This window comes from Hoyosella subflava DQS3-9A1, assembly GCF_000214175.1.
GTDB lineage: Bacteria > Actinomycetota > Actinomycetes > Mycobacteriales > Mycobacteriaceae > Hoyosella > Hoyosella subflava.
Genome location: NC_015564.1, coordinates 123,593 through 146,455, shown reverse-complemented (window position 1 = coordinate 146,455; position 22,863 = coordinate 123,593). Strand labels below are relative to the sequence as shown.

The 22,863-nt window shown below is 62.3% G+C and carries 24 protein-coding genes; 17 read left to right on the top strand and 7 right to left on the bottom strand.

The genetic code is table 11. The annotated features are described in order from the left end of the window. Positions 1-96: 96 nt before the first annotated feature. From AS9A_RS00675 to AS9A_RS00655, 5 genes are read left to right on the top strand one after another with little or no spacing between them, the layout of a single operon-like run. Positions 97-1,233, top strand: coding sequence for an isochorismate synthase (locus tag AS9A_RS00675; protein WP_013804949.1), 1,137 nt, complete (start codon positions 97-99; stop codon positions 1,231-1,233). After that, positions 1,230-1,988 carry a 2,3-dihydro-2,3-dihydroxybenzoate dehydrogenase gene (locus tag AS9A_RS00670; RefSeq protein WP_013804948.1) on the top strand — a complete coding sequence of 253 codons (759 nt, stop codon included), beginning with the start codon at positions 1,230-1,232 and terminating at the stop codon, positions 1,986-1,988. The genes AS9A_RS00675 and AS9A_RS00670 overlap by 4 nt, the downstream gene beginning before the upstream one ends. Then, the gene (locus AS9A_RS00665) at positions 1,963-3,600 is read left to right on the top strand and encodes a (2,3-dihydroxybenzoyl)adenylate synthase (protein ID WP_041450760.1); all 1,638 of its coding nucleotides are present in this window, start codon (positions 1,963-1,965) and stop codon (positions 3,598-3,600) included. The genes AS9A_RS00670 and AS9A_RS00665 overlap by 26 nt, the downstream gene beginning before the upstream one ends. Further along, the gene (locus AS9A_RS00660; RefSeq protein WP_013804946.1) at positions 3,600-4,250 is read left to right on the top strand and encodes an isochorismatase family protein; all 651 of its coding nucleotides are present in this window, start codon (positions 3,600-3,602) and stop codon (positions 4,248-4,250) included. The genes AS9A_RS00665 and AS9A_RS00660 overlap by 1 nt, the downstream gene beginning before the upstream one ends. A 40-nt stretch (positions 4,251-4,290) precedes the next feature. Then, entirely contained in the window at positions 4,291-5,565 is a 1,275-nt protein-coding gene (locus AS9A_RS00655) for a lysine N(6)-hydroxylase/L-ornithine N(5)-oxygenase family protein (RefSeq protein ID WP_013804945.1), read from the top strand. 77 nt (positions 5,566-5,642) lie between these two features. On the opposite strand, the gene rfbB is transcribed toward AS9A_RS00655, so the two are convergent. The 6 genes from rfbB to AS9A_RS00625 all read right to left on the bottom strand — a co-directional run bounded on the left by rfbB (position 5,643) and on the right by AS9A_RS00625 (position 11,582). Next, positions 5,643-6,641: a dTDP-glucose 4,6-dehydratase gene (gene rfbB, locus AS9A_RS00650; RefSeq protein WP_013804944.1), complete on the bottom strand. Its 999-nt coding sequence runs from the start codon at positions 6,639-6,641 to the stop codon at positions 5,643-5,645. Between the two features lie 45 nt (positions 6,642-6,686). Continuing rightward, complete coding sequence (locus AS9A_RS00645) at positions 6,687-7,682, bottom strand: ABC transporter substrate-binding protein (protein ID WP_148262376.1); 996 nt, start codon at positions 7,680-7,682, stop codon at positions 6,687-6,689. Beyond that, positions 7,679-8,479 carry an ABC transporter ATP-binding protein gene (locus tag AS9A_RS00640; RefSeq protein ID WP_013804942.1) on the bottom strand — a complete coding sequence of 267 codons (801 nt, stop codon included), beginning with the start codon at positions 8,477-8,479 and terminating at the stop codon, positions 7,679-7,681. Before AS9A_RS00640 ends, AS9A_RS00645 begins: the two co-directional genes overlap by 4 nt. Beyond that, positions 8,479-9,564, bottom strand: a complete 1,086-nt coding sequence (locus AS9A_RS00635) for a FecCD family ABC transporter permease (protein WP_192808163.1) — start codon at positions 9,562-9,564, stop codon at positions 8,479-8,481. The genes AS9A_RS00640 and AS9A_RS00635 overlap by 1 nt, the downstream gene beginning before the upstream one ends. An 80-nt stretch (positions 9,565-9,644) precedes the next feature. Then, on the bottom strand, positions 9,645-10,310 hold the full coding sequence (locus AS9A_RS00630; RefSeq protein WP_013804940.1) for a response regulator: 666 nt from the start codon (positions 10,308-10,310) through the stop codon (positions 9,645-9,647). Between the two features lie 9 nt (positions 10,311-10,319). Beyond that, positions 10,320-11,582, bottom strand: a complete 1,263-nt coding sequence (locus tag AS9A_RS00625; RefSeq protein ID WP_237707857.1) for a sensor histidine kinase — start codon at positions 11,580-11,582, stop codon at positions 10,320-10,322. 53 nt (positions 11,583-11,635) lie between these two features. Here AS9A_RS00625 and AS9A_RS00620 point away from each other — a divergent pair, with 53 nt between their 5' ends. The 5 genes from AS9A_RS00620 to AS9A_RS00600 all read left to right on the top strand — a co-directional run bounded on the left by AS9A_RS00620 (position 11,636) and on the right by AS9A_RS00600 (position 15,659). After that, positions 11,636-12,394 (top strand): hypothetical protein, encoded by a 759-nt coding sequence (locus AS9A_RS00620; protein WP_148262375.1) that lies wholly within the window; start codon positions 11,636-11,638, stop codon positions 12,392-12,394. Continuing rightward, positions 12,385-13,800: an alpha/beta-hydrolase family protein gene (locus AS9A_RS00615; RefSeq protein WP_013804937.1), complete on the top strand. Its 1,416-nt coding sequence runs from the start codon at positions 12,385-12,387 to the stop codon at positions 13,798-13,800. Before AS9A_RS00620 ends, AS9A_RS00615 begins: the two co-directional genes overlap by 10 nt. Positions 13,801-13,861: 61 nt before the next feature. Next, positions 13,862-14,746, top strand: a complete 885-nt coding sequence (gene rfbA, locus AS9A_RS00610; protein WP_013804936.1) for a glucose-1-phosphate thymidylyltransferase RfbA — start codon at positions 13,862-13,864, stop codon at positions 14,744-14,746. Next, complete coding sequence (gene rfbC / locus AS9A_RS00605; protein WP_013804935.1) at positions 14,733-15,320, top strand: dTDP-4-dehydrorhamnose 3,5-epimerase; 588 nt, start codon at positions 14,733-14,735, stop codon at positions 15,318-15,320. The genes rfbA and rfbC overlap by 14 nt, the downstream gene beginning before the upstream one ends. Positions 15,321-15,362: 42 nt before the next feature. Beyond that, positions 15,363-15,659, top strand: a complete 297-nt coding sequence (locus AS9A_RS00600; protein WP_013804934.1) for a Uma2 family endonuclease — start codon at positions 15,363-15,365, stop codon at positions 15,657-15,659. 11 nt (positions 15,660-15,670) lie between these two features. Here AS9A_RS00600 and AS9A_RS00595 read toward each other — a convergent pair whose 3' ends face one another. Next, a complete protein-coding gene (locus AS9A_RS00595; RefSeq protein ID WP_013804933.1) occupies positions 15,671-16,138 on the bottom strand; it encodes a GtrA family protein in 468 nt (155 codons plus the stop codon). A 100-nt stretch (positions 16,139-16,238) separates the two neighbouring features. Between AS9A_RS00595 and AS9A_RS00590 the strand changes: the two genes are divergently transcribed. The 7 genes from AS9A_RS00590 to AS9A_RS00560 all read left to right on the top strand — a co-directional run bounded on the left by AS9A_RS00590 (position 16,239) and on the right by AS9A_RS00560 (position 22,848). Then, positions 16,239-16,784 carry an SRPBCC domain-containing protein gene (locus AS9A_RS00590; RefSeq protein ID WP_013804932.1) on the top strand — a complete coding sequence of 182 codons (546 nt, stop codon included), beginning with the start codon at positions 16,239-16,241 and terminating at the stop codon, positions 16,782-16,784. Continuing rightward, positions 16,747-17,304 (top strand): TetR/AcrR family transcriptional regulator, encoded by a 558-nt coding sequence (locus tag AS9A_RS00585; RefSeq protein WP_041450759.1) that lies wholly within the window; start codon positions 16,747-16,749, stop codon positions 17,302-17,304. Before AS9A_RS00590 ends, AS9A_RS00585 begins: the two co-directional genes overlap by 38 nt. 52 nt (positions 17,305-17,356) lie before the next feature. Next, on the top strand, positions 17,357-18,790 hold the full coding sequence (locus tag AS9A_RS00580) for an FAD-binding oxidoreductase (RefSeq protein ID WP_013804930.1): 1,434 nt from the start codon (positions 17,357-17,359) through the stop codon (positions 18,788-18,790). Further along, complete coding sequence (locus AS9A_RS00575; RefSeq protein ID WP_013804929.1) at positions 18,787-19,542, top strand: decaprenylphospho-beta-D-erythro-pentofuranosid-2-ulose 2-reductase; 756 nt, start codon at positions 18,787-18,789, stop codon at positions 19,540-19,542. Before AS9A_RS00580 ends, AS9A_RS00575 begins: the two co-directional genes overlap by 4 nt. Before the next feature lie 179 nt (positions 19,543-19,721). Next, the gene (locus AS9A_RS00570) at positions 19,722-20,069 is read left to right on the top strand and encodes a hypothetical protein (protein ID WP_013804928.1); all 348 of its coding nucleotides are present in this window, start codon (positions 19,722-19,724) and stop codon (positions 20,067-20,069) included. Then, entirely contained in the window at positions 20,066-22,546 is a 2,481-nt protein-coding gene (gene nirB, locus AS9A_RS00565) for a nitrite reductase large subunit NirB (RefSeq protein WP_013804927.1), read from the top strand. The genes AS9A_RS00570 and nirB overlap by 4 nt, the downstream gene beginning before the upstream one ends. Next, positions 22,543-22,848, top strand: coding sequence for a Rieske (2Fe-2S) protein (locus tag AS9A_RS00560; protein WP_013804926.1), 306 nt, complete (start codon positions 22,543-22,545; stop codon positions 22,846-22,848). Before nirB ends, AS9A_RS00560 begins: the two co-directional genes overlap by 4 nt. Positions 22,849-22,863: the final 15 nt, after the last annotated feature.

Below are 22,863 nucleotides of genomic sequence, written 5' to 3'. Positions count from 1 at the left end.
TCCCCCAAAAGGTTAGGCTAACCATATATGTTCTCGATTGGCGCGGGGGATGCCCGCGGCGACCATCACGTCAGGCAATCGGGAGGAAACTGCGGCATGCAGGCACAGGTGATTTCACAACCAGCCCGCGACTTCCACGGCTGCCTCGAACCCTCGTCCTTCGTGCTGTCCAGGCCGCATGGAACCGTGATCGCGATGGGCACAGCCGCCACGTTCGACTGTGCCAATTCGGCAGCTCACGCGCTGCGGTCGGGAAAAATATCCGCCATAGCTGGAGCACTGCCTTTCGACCCCGAGCACCCCGCCGCGCTCACCGCCCCGCACGACCTGCTCCGCTACAACACCCCGCTAGACCCCAGAGAAGTTGCGCTGCCGCGACTCTCCGTCACCGGCTTCGCCCCCTCGCCCGACACCCACCTCAATCGCGTTCATGCTGCCGTCAGGGCACTGAGCAGCACCACACTGCAGAAGGTAGTCCTTGCACGTGCAGTGGAACTTCGTGCAAGCTCACCCGTCGATTCCTCCGCTCTTCTCGCCCGGCTGGTCCACAGCGACCCGAATCGCAATGGATTCGCGATCAACCTCAGCGCAGCTGGAGGTCCGTGGCAGGGTTGCCATCTCATTGGCGCCAGCCCCGAAGTGCTGATATCGCGCAGCGGCACAACGATCACCTGCCACCCGCTCGCCGGATCAGCGCCGCGTGACCGTGACGCAGAGCTCGACCGAGCGCACGCCGCCAATTTGCGGGCTTCCAGCAAAGACCTCGCTGAACACGCATTCGTCGTAGACCAGATCCGCGCGACGCTGACCCCGTTGTGCCGCGAACTCCGCACCCCGCGTCAGCCCACGCTCACCAGCACGCGGGAACTCTGGCACCTTGGCACACCGATTCGGGGCGAACTCCGAAGCGCCTCAACGACCGCACTTGACCTGGCTCTCGCGCTGCACCCAACCCCAGCCGTCTGCGGCACACCAACGCCGGCTGCGCAGGCATTCATTCGCGAAACCGAGGGGGACCGCGGATTCTACGCAGGCGCGCTCGGCTGGACCGACGCTGCCGGAGACGGCGAATGGATGGTGACCATCCGGTGCGTAACCCTCGCGAGCGACGGTGTCACCCTCACTGCCCATGCGGGAGGCGGCATTGTCGCCGAGTCTGAACCGCATGAAGAGCTCGACGAAACAACCAGCAAGCTGCGCACCATCTTCGACGCATTCGGGGTGGAACAGTGACGGAGCTGACCCTCGTTACCGGCGCCGGAAGCGGCATCGGACGCGCCACCGCCCTCACGCTCGCGAAAGCCGGCCGCACCGTCGTCCTCACTGACGTCGACGAAGCGGCACTCCACGAAACGTCGCGGCTAATCGGCGACCAGCCTGCGTATGTGCTCGACGTCCGGGACACCGCAGAAGTTGAACGCGTGATCAGCACTATCGAAGTCGGCCACGGGCCGATCACCCACCTCGCGCACGTCGCCGGGGTTCTTGTCACTGGCTCGATTCTCGACACCGGCGCGGCGGCCTGGCAGCAGGTTTTCGACGTCAATGTCCATGGCACCGTGAACGTGCTCCGCACGGCTGGCGCAATCATGCGTAAACGGCAGCACGGTGCAATTGTCGTCGTCGGCTCGAACGCAGCGGGAGTTCCGCGAACAGGAATGGGCGCGTACGGCGCTTCCAAAGCTGCTGTCTCCATGATTGTCCGGGTTCTCGGTCTCGAACTTGCACCCTTCGGGATCCGCGCGAATGTGGTGGCACCGGGCTCCACAGACACGGCGATGCAGCGATCTCTCTGGCGCGATGAGGAAACCGGCCTTCGCACCGTGCTCAGCGGCGACCCTGACTCGTTCAAAGTGGGCATTCCGCTGGGCCGCATCGCGGAACCCAATGACATCGCTGATGCGGTGGACTTTCTGCTGTCGGAACGCGCACGCCACATCACCATGCAGACCCTTTACGTAGATGGGGGTGCGACCCTTCGTGCCTGATCACATTCCGTTTCCAGCCGAATTCGCCGCGCGATACCGCGCCGCCGGGTACTGGACGACCGAAACATTCCAGGAATTCCTGCCGCGCCGCGCGGACCGCTTTGCAGATCACATCGCGGTCATCGGACGGGACGCCACAGGCGCCAACCGGGCCCTGAGCTACCTGGAACTCACCACGTCGGCCGAGCGGATCGCCGGGGGATTCGGTCGGCTAGGTATCCGTACCGGTGACCGTGTGGTCGTTCAACTCCCCAACATCGTGGAGTTCATGGAGGTCGTGTTCGCGCTGTTCCGGCTCGGTGCGCTGCCCGTGTTCGCGCTGCCCGCACACCGCAGCGCGGAGATCGGCTTCTTTTGTGAATTCGCGGCGGCGAAGGCATATGTGATCGCTGATCAGCATGGCGGGTTCGACTATCGCGGGATTGCCCGGACCCTGCCGTCCACGCCGCACGTCATCGTTGCTGGGGACGCAGGCGACTTCCTCGCGCTTTCCGGCGTTCGGGCCACTGGGCCCTCAGATGTCACACATGTCGACGCGGAAACGGTCGCGTTCCTGCAATTGTCGGGCGGCACTACCGGCACACCCAAGCTGATACCGCGAACACACGCCGACTATCTGTACTCAGTGCGGGAATCGGCCGCGATCTGTGGCGTGAGCAGCGCGACACGGATGCTTGTGGTCCTGCCCGCCGCACACAACTTCCCGATGAGTTCACCCGGATTTCTCGGCGTGCTGCATGCGGGCGGCACTGTGGTGCTCGCACCAGATCCGAGTCCTTCCACCGCCTTCTCGATGATCGAGCGCCACCGCATCACAATGACCTCGCTCGTGCCACCGCTCGCACTCACATGGCTCGCAGCGCGCAAGAACAGCAGCGCCGATCTGTCGTCGCTCGGGGTATTGCAGGTGGGTGGCGCGAAGTTCACCGAAGAAGCAGCGCGCCGGGTCACACCAGAATTGGGCTGTACGCTGCAGCAGGTATTCGGGATGGCGGAAGGCCTCGTGAACTACACGCGGCTTGACGACCCCGAAGACGTGATAGTCACAACACAGGGCCGCCCGATCAGCCCGGATGACGAGGTTCGCGTTGTCGACGACGCCGGTTGCGACGTCCGCGCCGGTGAGGTGGGCCATCTCCTGACCCGCGGTCCCTATACGATCCGCGGCTACTACAACGCCGCCGAGCACAATAAGACGGCATTCACCGAGGACGGCTTCTACCGCACCGGTGACATTGTGCGCCTCACCGAATCTGGCTACCTCGTTGTCGAGGGACGAAGCAAAGACCAGATCAACCGGGGTGGCGAGAAGATCGCCGCCGAAGAGGTTGAGAACCACCTCGTCGCGCATCCCAACGTGCTCGACGCCGCGATCGTCGCCATTCCTGACGCCTACCTCGGAGAACGCACCTGCGCGTTCGTCGTCGCAGACGGCGAACCACCGAACCCGATCGCACTCAAATCATTCCTGCGCGGCCGTGGACTTGCCGGCTACAAGGTGCCTGACCTCGTACAGGTCGTGCCGGAATTCCCGGTCACCGGTGTCGGGAAGATCAGCCGCGCCGACCTTCGCCGCGCCCTGACTCGCAGCTGGGAGAAAGTGAAATCCTGATGCCCCAGACCTCTTTGCCTAAGTCGATCTCGTATGCCCTGCCGTATGAGCAGCCGTCGAACGTGGCGACGTGGACCATCGATCCGCGGCGCACGGTGCTCTTGCTGCATGACATGCAGGAGTACTTCATTCGCGCGTTCGAGCGCAATGCGGAGCCCCTCGCAACGGTTGTCCCGAACATTCAGCGGATCAGAAAACAGGCGAAAGAGCTGCGGGTACCCGTCGTCTATACCGCGCAGCCCGGCGACCAGCACCCGGCGGATAGGGCGCTGCTTGCCGACTTCTGGGGGCCTGGGCTCAGCGATGATCCACGTGAAACATCCATCATCCACGATCTCGCTCCCGATCCTGATGACACGCTGCTGACCAAATGGCGCTACAGCGCCTTCATTCGGACGAACCTCCGTGACCTGATGCGGGAGTGGGGCCGCGACCAGTTGGTGATTACGGGCGTCTACGCCCACATCGGATGCCTCACAACCGCCCTCGACGGCTTCATGCAGGACGTGGAGATCTTTCTCGTGTCCGATGCGGTCGCGGACTTCTCCGCACGCGAACACAACGAAGCTCTTGCCTACGCCGCCGCCCGATGCGCCGTCGTCCTGCCCACCTCCGGCGTGGACGCAGCATTAGGTGCGGCGCGCGTTTAGGCCACCTGCCCACCCGCCCCGCTCCAGCGAGAGGAACTTCATGAGCGACCAGGATTCCACTGAAATCGACATCGCCGGAATCGGTTTCGGCCCCTCCAACCTGGCGCTGGCCATCGCGATCGAGGAGTACAACGAGACTGCGAGCCAACCACTGCGCGCCGTTTTTTTTGAACGGCAGGAACGCTTCGGCTGGCACCGGGGCATGCTGCTCGACGGAACGTCCATGCAGGTCGCTTTTCCCAAGGATCTCGCGACGTTCCGCAATCCCCGCAGCCGATACACCTTCTTCTCGTACCTGCACGATCAGGACCGGCTCGTCGACTTCGTCAACCACCAGACGTTCTTCCCCTCCAGAAAGGAGTTTCACGCCTACCTCGAGTGGGCCGCTGACCGGGTTGGTGCCGACGTCCGCTACGGCACCACGGTCACCAGCGTCACACCGATGTACGACGCGAACGGCCAGGCGGACACACTCAGAGTCGACACGGAGGGCAAATCTGTGGTTGCGCGCCACGTTGTTGCCGCGGTTGGCCTCCGTGAGCGACTGCCCGAAGGCATCCAGACATCGCGGCGGTGCTTCCACAACCACCAGTTCCTCCATCGGATCGCAGAGATGCCCCCACCTGCGCATCAGCGGTTCATCGTCGTAGGCGCTGGCCAGAGCGCCGCCGAAATCGTGGATTACCTGCACACTCACCACCCGAGCGCCGAGGTGCATAGCGTCTTTTCGCGTTTTGGCTACAGCCCCGCCGACGACAGCCCGTACGCCAACCGCATCTTCGACCCCGCCGTTGTCGACGAATTCCATCACGCGCCCGCCGCAGTCCGGCGGCGCCTGCTCGACCTCCACCGCGGGGTGAACTACTCCGTCGTGGACCCTGATCTCATTGCCAAACTGTACGCGGCGGAGTACCGCGAACGGGTCAGCGGCCAGCGGCGACTGTTCATGCGCAGAGCCTCCCAGCTAACTCGCGTGCAGGAACGACCCGACGGTGTTGACGTCACCATCCGCTCCGATCTTGACGGCCTCGATGACGAGCTCACCTGCGATGCCGTAGTTTTCGCGACCGGTTTCACCCCAACTCCCCTACAACCGCTGTTCGGGACACTCGTGGCGCAACCGCCTGCTGTCACACGCGAGTATCGCCTCAGCACCAGCCCAGGGATTCGCGCCGGAATCTACTTGCAGGGCGGAGTGGAACACAGCCACGGCATCAGCTCGTCCCTGCTGTCCAACGTCGCAGTGCGAGCCGGCGAAATCCTCCAGTCCATCGCCCGGGCGCCGAGCTTCACAAGAAACGAGACATCCGCATAGGAAACGAACAATGAGTCTGTCCTGTTTACGCTGAATTTGCGTGGGCACGGGGTGGCCGCCCCGTCACGGCGGTGATCTCAGCGCTGTGAGCCACGGTCGTAAGCTCGCTCGGTGGCGTCCTTGAACGGGCGCCACCAGGCCTCGTTGAGCCGGTACCAATCGATCGTGGCGGCAAGTCCGTCACGGAAATCGCGGAACTCTGGCTTCCACCCAAGCTCAGAACGCAACTTTGACGAGTTAATCGCATAACGCAAGTCGTGGCCCGGCCGGTCCGCCACGTGGTCGAAGTCGTCCGCGCCGCAGCCCATCAGGTCGAGGATGAGCGCAAGAACATTGCGGTTCGACTCCTCCCCGTCCGCGCCAATCAAGTACGTCTCGCCTGCAGTGCCCTTTTCCAGAATGGTCCACACCGCGCGGTTGTGGTCGTCGACATGAATCCAGTCACGCACGTTCAGGCCTTCGCCATACAGTTTCGGCCGGACCCCGGTCAGGATGTTGGTGATCTGCCGGGGGATGAACTTCTCGACATGCTGGTAAGGGCCATAGTTATTCGAACAATTCGAAATCGTGGCGTGGACCCCGAAGGAGCGCACCCAGGCGCGGACCAGTAGGTCTGCTGAGGCTTTAGACGCCGAGTAGGGGCTTGACGGGTTATACGCCGTCACCTCATCGAACCGCTGCGGGTCATCGAGCTCCAGATCACCGAACACTTCGTCGGTCGATATGTGATGCAGGCGCACACCATGCGACCGGACCGCTTCGAGCAGCGTGAATGTTCCGACGATATTCGTGTTGATGAACGGCTCGGGACCGCGCAGCGAATTGTCGTTGTGCGATTCAGCGGCGAAATGCACGACGAAGTCAGCCTGCGCAACGAGGCGATCTACCAGCGGAAAGTCAGCAACGTCACCGTGCACAAACTCAATATGGCCCCCGACCGGCGCGAGCGACTCCTTATGTCCCGCATATGTGAGCTTGTCGAGGACGGTCACCTGAACATCAGGGTGATCGCGCACGGTCAGGTGCACGAAGTTAGCACCGATGAACCCGGCGCCGCCGGTGACGAGGAGTCGCACAGCACCACACTTTCGGTAGGGGACCCCTACAACCTAGCGAACCCCTCAGAACACGCCAGTGTGAAACGCATGCGCGAGCTGTCGCAACACTTCGATGTTGCCCCACGTTCCCGGCATCACCGCGTCACTGCTGACTGCGACGATTCTGTCCTCACGAACCGCACTGACGTCACCGAACCGGCTCGTCAGGAAGTCGCGAACGGCCCGCTCATGAGCATCATTCTCCACTGAGATGACGATGACCTGAGGGTCCCGTGCGATGAGTGTTTCGGGGGAGATCACCGCTGCGATGAAGTCAGAGAACTCAGGATCAGCTGGATCGAAGACATTGTCTCCGCCCGCTGTACGGATAGTGTCGTATTCGAGCCCGGCACCGATGGCAGAAATGGTCGTGCCTTCAATGTAAAGCTGAGCTACCGAAGGGTTCTCGCGCTCCGCGACAGCAGACTCGATTGCGCTGATCTCCGCCTCAACGGAGCTGGCCAGCTCGCTCCCCTGTGCCTTTACGCCAAGTAGTGCCGGAAGGTTCTCGATGTCGACGACCAGGTCCGATACTTCAGCGGTCTTTCTGCGATCAAAGCAGCCCGCCGCCGCGATATAGACTCCCGCTCCCGCATCGCCGAGCTGGTCGATGCTCGCAAAGCCCTGTTCCGCGGTGAATTCGTAGCTGGTTGGAGATACCACGAGATCTGGCTCGACATTCAGCAGCACTTCTCGCGAGGGTGGCGAGTCCTCACTGAGAATCACGACTGCCTCGCCATCGAGTTGTGAGTTCAGGGCAGCACCCTTGCCCTGCGCCTCACCGACGATGCGATCGGCCACGCCGAGCCGGACAAGCAGATCCGTGGTACCCGGCATCATCGAGACGATTCGCTGTGGGTCACCGTCGAGGGTGACGGGCTGCCCACAACTCTCAGCGGTGCGCCTCTCATGCGCCTCTTCGTCGCTCGCAACCGGGCTCACCGACTGACCACAGGCGGTCAGTGTCAGCAGTCCCGCTGCAGCGGTAGCTATCCAATAGCTCGCTTGCCGCATCCTCATCGTGCTCCTCGGGTGGTGGTCGATATCGGGCTTCGCTGCGCGCTGAATGCGATCACACGGCGCCCATCTGCCGGGTGCGTGAGGGTGTGCGCAGCAACCCGGAAGACATCGCGCAGAAGATCGGGCAGCAGGACATCCTCGGGGCTTCCCTGGGCAGCCACCGTCCCCTCGTTCAGAACAACCACCGAGTCACAGAAAGCCGCAGCGAGGTTGAGGTCGTGGAGAGCAGCGATCGTGGTCAGCCCCCGTTCACGCACCATCGTCATCAGTTCGAGCTGGAAGCCGATATCCAGGTGGTTGGTCGGCTCATCGAGAACCAGTATCGGAGCCTCATGCACGAGCGCACGCGCGAGGAGAACTCGCTGTTTCTCGCCGCCCGACAGGTCGGCGAACATCCGGTTGGCGAGGTGCTTCGCTCCCACCGAGCTGAGCATCTCGTAGGCCAGGGTGAGGTCTCGATCGGAGTCGCCGCCGAAGCCGCGCTGATGTGGGACGCGCCCCAGCAGCGCGATGTCGAGCGCGGTCAAAGCAAAGTCCTGCGATGTTTCCTGAGTCATCACAGCCACGGTTCGCGCGGTCTGCTTGGCGGTGAGTTCACGAATGTCGTGGTCACCGAGGAAGATCGACCCCCCGGTGGGCTTGTGTATGCGGTAGAGCGTCCTCAGCAAGGTCGATTTGCCGCTGCCATTCGGTCCGAGCAAGCCCGTGAAGGTGCCGTCTGGCACGACGAGTGTGACGTCCCGCACGATCTGGGTGCCACGCAGGGCGACGTCCACCTGGTCCAAACGTATCTCCATCAGCTCACTCCCCCGCGGACTGCGCTAGCGCGCCGCATCAGCCAGAGGAAGAACGGTGCCCCAACAACGGCAGTGAGAATCCCCAGTGGAATCTCCGTCGGCTGTGCGAGCGTTCGGGAAAGCAAGTCCGCGAGCATCAGGAAGAGCGCGCCGCCCAGCACTGTTACGGGCAGCATCCTCCGGTGATCCGCACCGACAAGGATCCGCGCGACGTGGGGTATCACAAGCCCGACGAAGCCAATCCCACCGGCAACGGCGACTGTCGCTCCCGTCAGGAGCGCCGCAGCGAGGAGGAGCAGCTTCCGCATGAGGCCTACGTTGACGCCCAGCGCGGTCGCCGCCTCATCCCCCGTGAGCATGGCATTGAGGGAACGCGACTGCAGCATCACCAGCACCGCGAGGGCGGCCAAGCACACCGCCGGGAATACGATCTGGGAGTAGGTCGCGGCCGAGACACTGCCGAGCAGGAAGAACAGCACACTGAAGACGTTCTGCGCTTCGGTTGTGATGGTCAGGAAGTTCGTGATGGCGGAAAGCAGCGCACCCAGGGCGACACCAGCGAGGATCAGCCTGGCTGGAGCAATAACGCCGCGCTGCTGAGCTAGCAGGTAGACAAGCACCGTAGCGACCGTGGCGCCCAGGAACGCGGCGATGCTCAGCGGCACCCCCGCTAATGCGGTCGACCCGAAGACGATCGCAAGTACCGCGCCGACGCCCGCTCCGGCGGACACACCGAGTATGTACGGCTCAGCAAGGGGGTTGCGCACCGTGACCTGCATGATTGCGCCAGCTAGTGCAAGCGATGCCCCGGCGACACCAGCGAGGATCGTCCGAGGCACCCGGAAGTTCCACACTGCCTGGTCCTGGGCCAGCGTCAACGATCCGTCAGCCATCCATGGCATGTTCGGCAGTAGGTGGCCCACGACGATTTTCAGGGCATCGATGAAGGACGTCTGGAGAGGACCGGTGCTTGCTGAGACCAACAGAACCGCAGCGATTCCGACTCCGATAAGCCCACAAAGGAGCGCCGTAGCGCGGCCAGGAGGCCGAGCCACGGTGCGAGCTTCAACGGTCGGACTGGGCACGCAATCTCACAGACTCGAGGACTAGATGAAAACAGTAATCATTCTTAGTACCTTGTCGGTGAATGCGCCAATCGGACCAGCTAGCCGGGCGTCACCAGTCCCGATTCGTAGGCGGCCACAACCGCCTGAGCACGGTCGCGCAGCTGCAATTTCGACAGCACATTGCTGACATGGCTTTTCACGGTCTGCTCCGCAACCACCAGCGCGTCCGCGATCTCGGCGTTACTCATGCCGTGCGCAACGAGTTCAAGCACCTCGCGTTCACGCGGCGTCAACTCCATGAGCAACGACTTGCGACGCTTTGGAGCTGCCCGCCGTTTCGTGACCTCGGCGATGAGGCGGCGCGTCACCGAGGGGGCTAGCAGCGCATCACCGCTCGCGACAATACGCACTGCCCTAACTAGCTCCTCGGCAGTGGCGTCTTTCAGGAGGAAGCCGCTGGCGCCGGCGGCGAGCGCCTCGTAAACATAGTCATCGATGTCAAACGTCGTCAGCATCAGCACTTTGACGTGGTCCCGGGCCGTCGCTGAGGTCAAGATCTGCCGGGTCGCCTCCAGCCCATCCATCACTGGCATACGCACGTCCATCAGCACCACCTCAGGCTCGAGGCGTTTCACAGCTTCCACCGCGTCAGCACCATTCGCGGCATCACCAACGACGATCATGTCGTCCTGCGAAGCGAGCAGCGCACCGAAGCCTTGACGCACCATCGCTTGATCGTCGGCGATGAACAACCTGATGGTCACGTGTCCACCCTATGCCGGCCGGGGTCGCACAACGGTGATGGGCAGCTCAGCGCGAACCTCAAAACCCCCTTTAGGGGTAGGGCCTGCATGAAGGGTGCCGCCAGCGCTGACGGCACGCTCGTTCATTCCCGCAATTCCGTTGCCTGGTACGCCTGACAGCGGCTGCAGCAGCTTGTTTGTGATCACTGCCTCCACCGCGACGTCGGTGTAGGAAATCTGAACGCGAACCGGAGTTCTGGGCGCATGCCTGGAAGCGTTAGCCAGCGCCTCCTGCACGATGCGGTAGAGACTCATCCCGGTCAGCGTGCTCAGATCCTCAGGCGCCTCCCCGCTGAACGACCAGTTCAGCGGCACGCCTGCTCTTTTCGTGCTCGCGAGGAGTTCAGGCAGTTGCTGCGCCCCCGGTTGCGGCGCGCGCTGCACCACCGCATCCTCTGCACGGAGTACCCCGAGCAGACCGCGCACTTCGAGCAAAGCGTCCCTCGCTGTTCCCGCTATCGATGTGAACTCATCACGCACCTCACCAGGAACATTCTTCAATCGGAACGGTGCCGTCTCCGCTTGCACCACCACGAGCGACATCTGGTGCGCGACAACGTCATGGAGTTCACGCGCGATACGTGCACGCTCTTCCAGGATGATGCGGCGTTCGCGCTCCTCATCCCGCAGCCGCTCTTGATCAGAAAGCTGCAGCCGCGACAGCACCAGGCTGCGGAGAAGCACAGCCACGACCATCAGGGCGGTCACGCCTAGGGGAAGTCCATCGGCGCCGGCAGTCAGGTCGAAGACAGCAACCGTCACCGCCCAGACGACCACGCTGACCCATATCCGGCACTGCAGAGCCACCGCCCCAGCCAGCAGCATCAGCACGATCACGTGCACCACTTGCCACGGAAAATGCCATCCGGGCAGCGTCTCGATCTGCATGCTGACGATGACCGCCCACCCGGCAGCCGCGCCGAATCCGAGCACCGGTTTCCGGCGTGCCGCCAACAAAGGCGCCGCAGTAACCGCAGCGACAACCGGCTGCGTCGCGAGCGACACATCGTGCGTCAGCTGCAGAGTCGACCACGCGACCACGAACAGGATCACACTCACGACCGCCAGGGACGCGTCGATCCACACCGTCAGGTTCGCACGCACCCTCGACGCAAGGCCCATGCCATTACCGTACGCAGGCGCGAACCCCCGCGCCTCACTCTGCGGAGCGATCGCTGCGTCATACCTCAGTACTAGGCGCTGACGTTCTCCCCACACAGACTGAGGAGGCATTTCAGTCCCGAAGGTGATGTGTGCAAGCGGCCGCGGTCCATACCGTCCGCCCTATGAACAGCTCAGTGCCGCTTCGTCGACGACGAATAAGATACGCGACTGGGGCCGCCATCCTCACCGCACTGGCGCTCGCCGCCGTCACTCCGGTTGACGCCGCGATCACCGCGAATGCGGTGTCCACGCTGCCTCAGCACAGCGGTCCCAGTACTTCCATGCGAGCGATCACAGCCTTCACCTCGCCCTACTCGCAGTACGGCTGGTGGCCGTCCGACTTCCCTGAGGTGATTGGCTATACGCCCCAGCTGCGTAACGGCATCTGGATGAACATCGACGGTGACTGCTCGTCACCAATTCCGCTGCCCCCCGAGTTCACCGATCCCTGCCGGGAGCACGACCTCGGCTACGACTTGCTGCGATACGCGTCGAGTACTGGCGACGCGCTCGGCAGTGAAGCACGTCAGGCAATAGACGAACGCTTCGCTGCCCGGCTGGACGCCACCTGCGCGAGGCAGACCACCGATACGCCAGCATGGCTGTGCAGCGCCGCAGCGACCACGGCATCTACGGTGGTCGCGGCAAATTCGCTGCGTCAGGCCAATAGTGTCCCCGGACACGAACCGCTTCTGACCCTCCAGCTCGCGGGTATCGTGATCGCCATCGTCATTGCCGCTGTGGGCTTCTCCAGGCTTCGCGGCTTCAGGAAAAACCCTGAAACTTCTCCGTCCATCCCTGACATGCGCGCGAAAGAAACCCGGGGTCGCCCCGGTGCCCCAGTGAATTCCCTCAGAGAAGGATGGACGCCATGGCTGTAGCCCAGCTTCGACACATGACGCCCGCCGTCTCGTACCCTGCTGAGAAGATCTCGCTGGGCACCCTCGCCTGGCCAATTCGTGACTGGTTCATGTTGCGCGCCGGCATGCTCTCCACGAGCGGGATCGCGGTCGCACTGTCCCTCACGCCGGGGTTGCTGCCCCGAGCGGCAGCAATGCAGGCCTTCGTCACCGGCCTTTTCGTACTTGTGGCGCTCGCCCTTCGCGGCGGCATTTCGTGGGTATTGCGCCGCCGTGGGGTGACGGTGCCCGCTGCGTTTCGGGTGGTGGCCGCGGGACTGGGAGTAGTCGTTGCCGCCTACGCGATTTGGCGCAACTCCGAGTGGCAGAACGCGCTCAGGAGCGAAATGCGGATGCCGGAGATCGGGGCAACCTATTGGGCGGTGTTCGCTGGCCTAGCCGGAGCCATGATCGCGCTTGCCATGCTCGGTGTCCGCCTCATCGCGCGAGCCTCCCGCTCGCCGATGAAGCTCGTGGGGACCGCCGTCGTTGTCGGCGCTGTCGTGTACCTCGTCGCGCTGCCCGCGGGAGGTTCCATGGCCACTCGGGCTGTTCAGCCAGTCAGCCTGGATATGCCCGGGCAACTTGCTAATACTCCGTGGGTCTCAGGCAGTGTGGATTCCGGGGTCTCCTGGGAGGAACTGGGAAGTTACGGTCAGCGTTTCGTGCTGGGCTCGGGAGCCGCCGGGGCATCGAGTGGTGCGGTACGCGTTTATGCGGGCATGTCCGCGGCGGATTCCATCCAGCAGCGCGCGGCCCTAGTGGTGCGCGAGCTTGAAAGGACTGGGGGGCTGATGAAGTCGCATTTAGTCCTCGCTTTCCCCACTGGCAGCGGCTGGATTGACCCGGCTGCGGCCAGGGCGATCGAAGATCGATTCGGCGATGATGTGGCGACCGCGGCCATGGCCTATTCGACAAGTCCGAGCTGGATCAATTATCTATTCGGCCGGGTGGAAGCGGAGGAAGCCGCAGCGATCTTCACCTCCGAAGTAGCGGCGCGCCTTCAGGAGATGCCCCGGGCGGAACGCCCCCGAATGTACCTTTACGGTCTCAGCATGGGTTCGGTCGCTGGTGCAGCAGCACTGGCCGCACTCGATCACGTTGGCCTGGAGCCCTGTGGTGTCCTCTGGGCCGGAGCGCCGCCCGCCGTGGACCGCACGACGACGCGAACCGTTGTTGTCGAGAACCCCAGCGATCCCGTTGCTGTCTGGGAACCGCGCCTCGCTGTATGGCCGACAGAACGCCTGGACGTCTGGCTCCCAGTTGTGTCGTACCTCCAAGTGAGCGCTGATCTGGCGAATTCGCTTGCCGCTGGCCCCGGCTTTGGCCACCGCTACGGCGCCGAGCAGGGTGACCTTTTGCCGGACTGCGGACCTGAACACTATTAATTTCAGTCCGCTACCGATTCCCGGTGCTTGATTCGGGCCCGGAACCTGACACGATTGCCTTATGCGGGGAATAATCCTGGCGGGCGGCACAGGTTCGCGCCTGCATCCGATCACGCTTGGCATCAGCAAACAGCTGCTGCCGGTCTACGACAAGCCGATGATCTATTACCCGCTCTGCACGTTGATGATGGCGGGGATTTCGGATGTTCTTGTGATCACTACCCCACACGAACAAGGGCAGTTTCAGCGTCTGCTCGGTGACGGCTCACAATTCGGAATCAGCCTGACGTATGCGGTCCAGCCCGAACCACGCGGGCTGGCACAAGCGTTCACCCTTGGTGCGGCGCACATAGGCACAGGTGCGGTCGCACTCATTCTTGGCGACAACATCTTCTACGGTCCGGGAACGGGAACGAGTCTGAAACGGTTCCACGGACTCGATGGAGGTTTCGTCTTCGGCTACCGGGTGTCGGACCCGTCCGCATATGGGGTGATCGAGTTCGGTGCCGACGGGCGGGCGATATCTCTGGAAGAAAAGCCAGCGAAACCCAAATCGCACTATGCGGTGCCGGGCTTGTATTTCTACGACAATGACGTTGTCTCCATCGCGCAAGGTTTACAGCCTTCTCAGCGCGGTGAATACGAGATCACCGACATCAACCTCGCGTACCTGAACGCAGGCAGACTTTCCGTGGAGAAACTCGGCCGTGGCACCGCCTGGCTCGACACTGGAACGTTCGACTCGTTCCTCGAAGCGTGCAATTTTGTACGCACAATCGAGCATAGGCAAGGCATGAAAATCAGTGCGCCTGAAGAGGTCGCATGGCGGTGCGGCTACATCGATGACCAGACTCTCGAGCGCCACGCGCATGTGCTCATGAAATCGGGGTACGGAAGTTACCTCCTCGAACTGCTGGAAAGCGAAAAAGACGATGGAATTTCGTGAACTGAGAATTCCCGGTTCCTGGGAAGTCACTCCTCGCCAATTCTCTGATGACCGTGGCGTTTTTCTCGAATGGTTCAAACAGGAAACCTTCACAAGCACGACCGGTCAGCGCTTTGAACTGGAGCAGGCGAACTGGTCTGTATCAAGCGAAGGTGCGCTGCGTGGTATTCATTTCGCTGACGTACCGCCAGGCCAGGCGAAGTACGTCACGTGCGTGCGCGGCGCGATACTCGACGTCGTCGTGGATGTCCGTGTCGGCTCACCAACGTTCGGGCAGTGGGACAGCGTCTTGCTTGATGACACAGCGAAGCGCGCGGTCTTCATCGACGTAGGGCTGGGACACGCCTTTTACGCACTCGATGAGAAGGCGACGGTCCTTTACCTCTGCACCAGCGGGTACAACCCGAAAGCGGAACACGGGATCAACCCACTCGACCGCGATATCGGAATCGAGTGGCCGCATATCGGCCACACGGGACGGCGGCTGGACCCGATTCTGTCCGACAAGGATGCTGCGGCGCCGACCCTGAAAGAGGCTCAGGAGCAGGGGCTCCTGCCGACGTTCCGCGGGTAGGAGTGTTGGACGCGGTCAGCGAGGCTATCCGGGATTGTTGTTGTGACGCGGTCCGACGGACCCGACAAGCGTGTGGCCGCAGCGGAGGTCGTCATTGCCATCGAGATCGTCTCACCTGGATCGAAGCGCACCGATACCGTCACGAAGCGTTCCGAATACGCCGAGGCCGGAAGCCCGCACTACTGGATAGTCAATCTTGATGAGCCCGCCACATTGACGGCTCTGCACCTCGCTGGGGACTTCGGCTACCAGGAGGCCCCCGCCGTTTCCGGCGATTTCACGACGGCGGAACCGTTCGCTCTGACGCTCCAGCTTAACGGACTCGCCGACGCTCGCTGACTGTGCACGAGTCAGGAGATCTTGAAGATCACTGCGCGCTGAACGATGAAGTTAATGACTGTCGCCGTCCCTTGCGCAATCACGAACGCTACCGGGACCCGCCAGAGCGCGTCTTCGGGAAAATAGTGGTACAGCGCGGTCGAGATGCCTACTTGGAGCGCAAAAGTGACGCCGTAGAGCGCGATGACCGCCACGAATCGCGCGTTGCTGTGGGGTGCTTTGAAGGTCCACCGCCGGTTGATCATGTAGGCGGTTGTGGTGCCCAGGATAAAGCTGATCGATTTCGCCAGCCAGAACGGAAGCCCGAGGCCAAGAAACGCAAGCAGGGAACCGAAGTCCACAATCGCTGAAAGCCCGCCCGTTACACCGAAGCGGATCATCTGTGTCTTCAGGCTGACATCGGCGGTGCTGGTGTATTCGTCGAGCGGCAGCTCAACGGGCAGGGGCACTTCGTGGTGTTCTTCGGACGCTGTTGCCACGAGGCGAGCCTATCGTGCCTTTGGCAAGATTCCCGGCACTTGCGCGAGCTAACACTGTTAGCCCACAATGGAGCTAACAGTGTTAGCCAAGGAGGCTGTCGTGAAGTTCGCCAAATATCCGCTCATCGCACTCGGTGTAGTACTCCTTGCCGGAATCGGCAGCTACGCCTGGACCGCAATCACTAAACCCTCCATTCACACATCGGTGGACATCAACGCTGGCCCCGATGCTGTGTGGGAGATACTCACTGACTTCGACGCGTACGGCGAGTGGAACCCGTTCATCATCCACTCCTCTGGCGCAGCCGAAGTCGGCGCACAACTGCACAACACGCTGAGCAACGGCGATACCGAAATGGAATTCGCGCCCACGATCGTCGTCGCCGATCCGGGTTCAGAACTCCGCTGGATCGGTCAGTTCCTCCTGCCAGGGATCATCAAGGGTGAGCACTATTTCCTTATCGAAGAGACCAGCCCCGGCAGGGTACGTTTCATTCAGGGTGAAGACTTCCGCGGAGCACTCGTTCCTTTTGCTGGAAGTGCACTCGACGTCGAAGACGGCTTCGACGCAATGAATCAGGCGCTCAAGAAGAAAGCAGAGGAGGAGAGTGACGCCCGAGTTGCCGGAGCGGCCCCCACTCCCTGAACTTTCCGTGCGCGCTCGTGAAATCACCGATTGCGCGAGACGCCTCCTCGAGGCTCACGGCTGGGAGTACGTGACTATGCGAGTTCTTGCGGCGGAGCTGGGCATCAAAGCCCCGTCGCTGTACAAACACTTCCGCGGCAGAGAGGCGCTGCGCGCCGCACTGATCAGCGATGGGCTCGCTGAAACCGGTCAGCGACTATTCGCCGCGATCACGGAAGAACACTCGATCGCGGCGCTTCTGCACGCCTATCGCCAACTGGCACGCGAGAGCCCCAGCATGTACCGGCTCGCGACCTCGGGTGAGATGCCGAGAGCAGACCTTCCGGACGGGTTGGAAGAGTGGGCCGGATCGCCATTTTTCCTGGTCACAGGTGACCCATACGATGCACAAGCACTGTGGTCTTTCGCACACGGAATGTCGATCCTCGAGATCGACAATCGCTACCCTCCAGGTTCAGAACTTGACCGCACCTGGGAGAGGGGCATCCGGGCCTTCACTAATTCCCTGCGGGCTGAGTGAGTTCGGCCTGTCCGCCGCCAGGTGTCAGAGCGGGCGAGTAACCTCTACCTCGATGTCAACGACTGCCAAATCAGGCGCTCCGGGGTTCAGCCCGGAACTGCCCACTCAGACAAAGACGCTAATGGGCTGGGCACGTACCGCGCCGACCACAGCTCAGGTGCTTTCGACGCCCGACGTTGAGCTCATCGCCAAGGCCGTGCGCATGGCCAGCGAAAAGGCCGAAAGCAAACCCTCCTACCTCCAGCGGGGAATCATCGCGCGGGGGTTGGGCCGCTCCTATGGCGACCCGGCACAAAACGCCGGTGGCCTCGTCATCGATATGAATCCGATCAACCGGATTCATTCGATCGACGCGGACACCCAGCTCGTGGACGTTGATGCGGGCGTCAACCTCGATCAGCTGATGAAGGCGGCACTGCCGTTCGGGCTGTGGGTTCCGGTCCTCCCGGGGACCCGCCAGGTCACCATCGGCGGGGCGATCGGGTCCGACATTCACGGCAAGAACCATCACAGCGCGGGGAGCTTCGGCAATCACGTGGTGTCAATGGATCTGCTCACCGCAGATGGCCAGGTTCGTACGCTCACGCCACACGGAAAGAACTCCGAACTGTTCTGGGCCACCGTGGGCGGTCAGGGGCTCACGGGGATCATCTTGCGGGCAGTCATCAAGATGACGCCGACGGAAACCGCGTACTTCATCGCCGACGGTGACCGCACGCGGAATCTGGATGAGACGATCGCCCTGCACAGCGACGGCAGTGAGGATCAGTACGACTACTCCTCGGGATGGTTCGATGCGATCTCCAAGGGCCCCAAGCTAGGCCGGGCCGCGATCTCGCGAGGATCGCTCGCCAAATTGGACGAGCTTCCGAAGAAGCTGCAAAAAGACCCGCTGAAGTTCGACGCGCCGACATTGATGACGCTGCCCGACGTGTTCCCGAACGGGATGGGCAACAAGTTCACCTTCGGCATGCTCGGTGAGGTTTGGTATCAGAAGTCCGGCACCTACCGGAACAAGGTGCAAAACCTCACGCAGTTCTATCACCCGCTCGATCTCTTCGGTGAATGGAACCGCGCCTACGGAACGACTGGCTTCCTCCAGTACCAATTCATTGTTCCCATAAGCGCGGTCGATGAATTCCGGGCAATCATCCGCGACATTGCGCACAGCGGCCACTACTCGTTCCTCAACGTGTTTAAGAGATTCGGTCCAGGCAATGACGCGCCGCTGTCCTTTCCCATGCCTGGGTGGAACATCTGCGTCGACTTCCCGATCAAGCCCGGTCTCCACGAACTCGTCACAGACCTGGATCGTCGTGTTCTCGAAATGGGTGGTCGTCTCTACCTCGCCAAGGATTCGCGTACCACTGCGGAAACCTTCCATGCGATGTATCCGCGGATTGACGAGTGGATCAAGGTCCGCCGCTCCGTGGATCCGAATGGTGTCTTTGTCTCCGATCTCGCCAGAAGGCTGGAACTCCTATGATCGATGCTGTTGGCAATCCCAAGTCCATACTGCTGCTCGGCGGCACGTCAGACATCGCGCTCGCTATCGCTGAGCAGTACCTCGCAGCAGGGCCTGTCCGCGTCGTGCTGGCAGCGCGGCCCTCAGATCGCCGTGAGGCCGCAGCCAGCCGCATGCGACACGCGGGGGCCACCGTCGTTCTGGTCGACTTCGATGCGCTCGACGCGTCCAGCCACGAAAAGTCCATCGACGAAGCCTTCTCCGGCAATGACATTGACGTCGCTGTAGTGGCATTCGGGCTCCTCGGTGATGCCGAAGAAATGTGGCAGGACCAGGTCAAAGCTGTCGAGCTCGCAACCGTCAATTACACCGCTGCGGTCTCTGCTGGCGTGCTCATCGGCGACAAACTGAAAGCCCAGGGCTACGGACGGATAATCGCGCTGTCGTCAGTCGCTGGGGAGCGGGTCCGCCGGTCGAATTTCGTCTACGGTTCGAGCAAAGCCGGATTCGACGGTTTCTACCTCGGGCTTGGCGAAGCGTTGCGTCCGTTCGGTGTTCGCGTCACCGTGGTGCGCCCGGGCATGGTTCGCACCAAGATGACCGACGGTATGGACGAAGCTCCCATGACAATCACCGCCGAAGAAGTCGCACGGATCGCCGTCAACGCGTCGCGCAAGGGCAAAGAACTCGTGTGGGCTCCTGCGCCGTATCGCTTCGTCATGTCCGCGCTACGGCACGTACCCCGACCGCTCTTCCGAAAGCTCCCGATCTAGCCCGAAGATGCACCCGCACTAGAAGTGGGCAGCTGCGTTAGCAATTTCCTGCGCAGCTGCCCACTTCTAGTGCATTTGGGTGCTTCTGGCCGCGGTCCTACAGCACCCGTGAGGAGTTCCTGACGGGCCCGTAACGCCCAGGTAGCGCGGCAGACACCGCAGCGCGAGACGCTCGGTTTATGTTGAGCACACCTCAGTTCCTGCACGGCGTCTTCCCGTTCAGCGGGAAAGGTCTCGACAAGCCGAGGCTGATCGACGATTCGATGGCGTTCACCGTTCCGTCAGGTCACCTCGCGCAGCCGCTCTACTTCCGTGGCGGCCACACAGGCTCCAGCCTTGTCACGGTCACATTGGTTCGAGACGGGACCACGATGCGGATATTCCCCATGGCCGCACAGGGCGCGGTTAACATTCCCCTCCGCGTCGTTGAAGACGTCGACCCCGATACCCGACTGGAACTGCACGTCGCCGCGCCGAAGGGATGCTCCGGCGAGGTCGTCATCGACTTCGGGCTGGTACTGATATGACGCGGAGGCGCCTTCTCGTCATCGGCAACGGGATGGCCGGGGCGCGGACAGTCGAAGAGATCATCCACCGTGGCGGCAAGGAGCAGTTCGACATCACCATGATCGGTGATGAGCCGTACGGCAACTATAACCGCATCATGCTCTCGCACGTTCTGGCTGGTGAGGCCACGATCGACGACGATGATCTGCTGCTGAATCCGATGAGCTGGTACCGGGACAACGGCGTGACCCTCTACGCAGGTGATCGCGCGACCCGACTTGACCGCTTCGCCAAATACGTGCGATGCGAAAGCGGACGGTCGGTCAGCTACGACACCCTGATCATCGCGACGGGTTCGACGAGTTTCTTTCCGAACATCGACGGCCTCCGCGCCTCCGATGGCCACCTGATGAAAGGTGTCTTCGGTTTCAGGAACATCGAGGACACCAACGGGATGCTGCAGATGGCGCACTCCCGCGACAAGACACACGCTGTAGTCATCGGTGGTGGGTTACTGGGGCTGGAAGCGGCGTACGGCCTGCGCACCCAAGGGCTCACTGTCGATGTGGTGCATTCGCCCAGCTACCTGATGAACCAGCAACTCGACGAGCGCGGCGGAAACGTGCTGCGCAGGGAAATCGAAAAGTTGGGGATCGCTGTACACACCGGCGCGCGTACGACCTCCGTGCACCGGGACGCGGCAGACGACGTCACGGGCGTTGGGTTCGCCGACGGGACCGATCTCCCCGCCGACATGGTCGTCGTCACTGCTGGTATCCGGCCCAACACCGAGTTCGCGCGGGCTGGTGGAGTCATCGTGGAGCGCGGAATCGTGGTCGACGACCACATGCGCTGCGAAGACGAAAGCGCCATCTACGCGGTTGGGGAATGCGTGCAACACCGCGGCGAGGTCTACGGTCTCGTCGCACCGGTGTGGGAGCAGGCAGTCACACTCGCCGATCATCTCACTGGAGCCAACCCCGACGCCGCGTATCACGGCTCTCGCATCACCACGAAGCTAAAGGTCGCGGGCATCGACGTCGCCGCGATGGGTGTGAAGGGACCTGAGCGAGACGATGACGAGTTCGTTCAGTTTTACGAGCCTTCGACTGGCGTGTACAAAAGTGTCGTCGTCCGCGACGGCAAACTCATCGGGGCAATGCTGCTTGGAGACGTCAGCAAGATCGGGTACCTGAGCCAGGCATTCGACGACAAGGTACCCCTGCCAGAGGAACGCATCAGCATGTTGTTCGACCTGGGCGGGCCCGGAGAAACAACCGGCGCCATGGAACTTGCTGATGACGCGCAGGTTTGCAACTGCAATGGCGTCACCAAGGGCGCGATCGTCGATTGCGTCCACCGTGGAGCGTCGTCGCTTTCCGAGGTGATTGCGCAAACCCGGGCCGGAAAGGGTTGCGGGTCCTGCAAAAACCTCGTGGGCGATATCGTGGCGTGCGCCGCAGGCGGAACTCTCGAGCCCGACCCGGCAGCCGACTACTACGTTCCTTGCATCCCATTGACAAAACCACAGCTTATTGCCGAAGTCCGCGATCGTGGGCTGCGGTCTGTGTCGGCAGTTTTCGCCGACCTCGCCGTTGACGGCAAGGAGGACGCCACCGCGAAGATGCCCCTGGCGTCCCTGCTGCGAATCATCTGGGGACCGGACTGGGCCGACGAGCGTGGAGCGCTCTTCATCAACGACCGTGTGCACGCGAACATCCAGCGCGACGGCACTTTCTCCGTCGTTCCGCAAATGAAGGGTGGCGTCACCACGCCCGATCAATTGCGCAAAATCGCGGACGTCGCCGACAAATACAACGTACCGATGGTGAAAGTGACCGGTGGCCAGCGGATCGATCTGCTGGGCATCAAGAAGGAAGAACTCCCCCGCGTCTGGGAAGATCTTGGGATGCCTTCCGGCTTCGCTTACGGAAAGTCGATGCGCACCGTGAAGACGTGTGTCGGCAGCGATTTCTGCCGGTACGGGCTCGGCGATTCAACTGCCCTCGGAGTTGAGCTGGAGACTCGGTTGCAGGGCCTCGAGTCGCCGGCGAAGCTGAAAATGGCGGTGGCGGGCTGTCCCCGAAATTGTAGTGAGGCGTTGTGCAAAGACGTCGGCGTCGTCGCGGTCGGCTCCGGCTGGGAAATCTATCTAGGTGGCGCGGCAGGCGCTCACATCCGTAAGGGTGATCTCTTCACGACCGTCGAAACTCCGGACGAGGTCCTACTGCTGTGCGGGCGATTCGTTCAGTACTACCGCGAGAACGCCAAATGGCTGGAACGCACCTACGACTTCGTTCCTCGAGTCGGTCTCGACACCCTCAAATCGGTGCTGCTTGATGATTCGGAGGGAATCGCCGCGGAACTCGACGCACGCCTGCAGCTTTCGGTAGAGGGCTACCGTGACCCCTGGCTTGAGCGCGCCGCGCCGCGTTCGCCCGCGCAGTTCGCGTCGGCGCTGCCGCTACTGCCGCTACCACGGGTACCTGTCCGATGAGTTGGGTAAGTGTCGGTCATGTCCGCGACCTCACGCCCGGTGAGGGACGCACGTTTGTCGTTGATGGCCACCAGATCGCGGTGTTCCTGTTGCCGGACGGATCAGTTCGAGCGACTACTGCCGTGTGTCCACACAGAGGCGGCCCGCTCGCGGACGGGCAGATCGACTCGGACGTCGTGGTGTGTCCGCTGCACCAATACGCGTTCGCTTTCGAATCAGGCCTTTGCACCACGGGGGAGGTCGAACCCGTGCCGATCTACGCCGCGCGCTTGCAGGACGAAGCTATCCACATTCGGGTCTAACGATTTCAGGCGGAG

Coding starts and splice junctions, on each gene's coding strand:
- AS9A_RS00675 (WP_013804949.1), top strand. CDS start 97: ATGCAGGCACAGGTGATTTCACAACCAGCCCGCGACTTCCACGGCTGC.
- AS9A_RS00665 (WP_041450760.1), top strand. CDS start 1,963: ATGGGGGTGCGACCCTTCGTGCCTGATCACATTCCGTTTCCAGCCGAA.
- AS9A_RS00660 (WP_013804946.1), top strand. CDS start 3,600: ATGCCCCAGACCTCTTTGCCTAAGTCGATCTCGTATGCCCTGCCGTAT.
- AS9A_RS00655 (WP_013804945.1), top strand. CDS start 4,291: ATGAGCGACCAGGATTCCACTGAAATCGACATCGCCGGAATCGGTTTC.
- AS9A_RS00645 (WP_148262376.1), bottom strand. CDS start 7,682: ATGAGGATGCGGCAAGCGAGCTATTGGATAGCTACCGCTGCAGCGGGA.
- AS9A_RS00640 (WP_013804942.1), bottom strand. CDS start 8,479: ATGGAGATACGTTTGGACCAGGTGGACGTCGCCCTGCGTGGCACCCAG.
- AS9A_RS00625 (WP_237707857.1), bottom strand. CDS start 11,582: ATGCCTCCTCAGTCTGTGTGGGGAGAACGTCAGCGCCTAGTACTGAGG.
- AS9A_RS00620 (WP_148262375.1), top strand. CDS start 11,636: ATGAACAGCTCAGTGCCGCTTCGTCGACGACGAATAAGATACGCGACT.
- AS9A_RS00615 (WP_013804937.1), top strand. CDS start 12,385: ATGGCTGTAGCCCAGCTTCGACACATGACGCCCGCCGTCTCGTACCCT.
- rfbA (WP_013804936.1), top strand. CDS start 13,862: ATGCGGGGAATAATCCTGGCGGGCGGCACAGGTTCGCGCCTGCATCCG.
- rfbC (WP_013804935.1), top strand. CDS start 14,733: ATGGAATTTCGTGAACTGAGAATTCCCGGTTCCTGGGAAGTCACTCCT.
- AS9A_RS00580 (WP_013804930.1), top strand. CDS start 17,357: ATGTCAACGACTGCCAAATCAGGCGCTCCGGGGTTCAGCCCGGAACTG.
- AS9A_RS00575 (WP_013804929.1), top strand. CDS start 18,787: ATGATCGATGCTGTTGGCAATCCCAAGTCCATACTGCTGCTCGGCGGC.
- AS9A_RS00570 (WP_013804928.1), top strand. CDS start 19,722: ATGTTGAGCACACCTCAGTTCCTGCACGGCGTCTTCCCGTTCAGCGGG.
- nirB (WP_013804927.1), top strand. CDS start 20,066: ATGACGCGGAGGCGCCTTCTCGTCATCGGCAACGGGATGGCCGGGGCG.
- AS9A_RS00560 (WP_013804926.1), top strand. CDS start 22,543: ATGAGTTGGGTAAGTGTCGGTCATGTCCGCGACCTCACGCCCGGTGAG.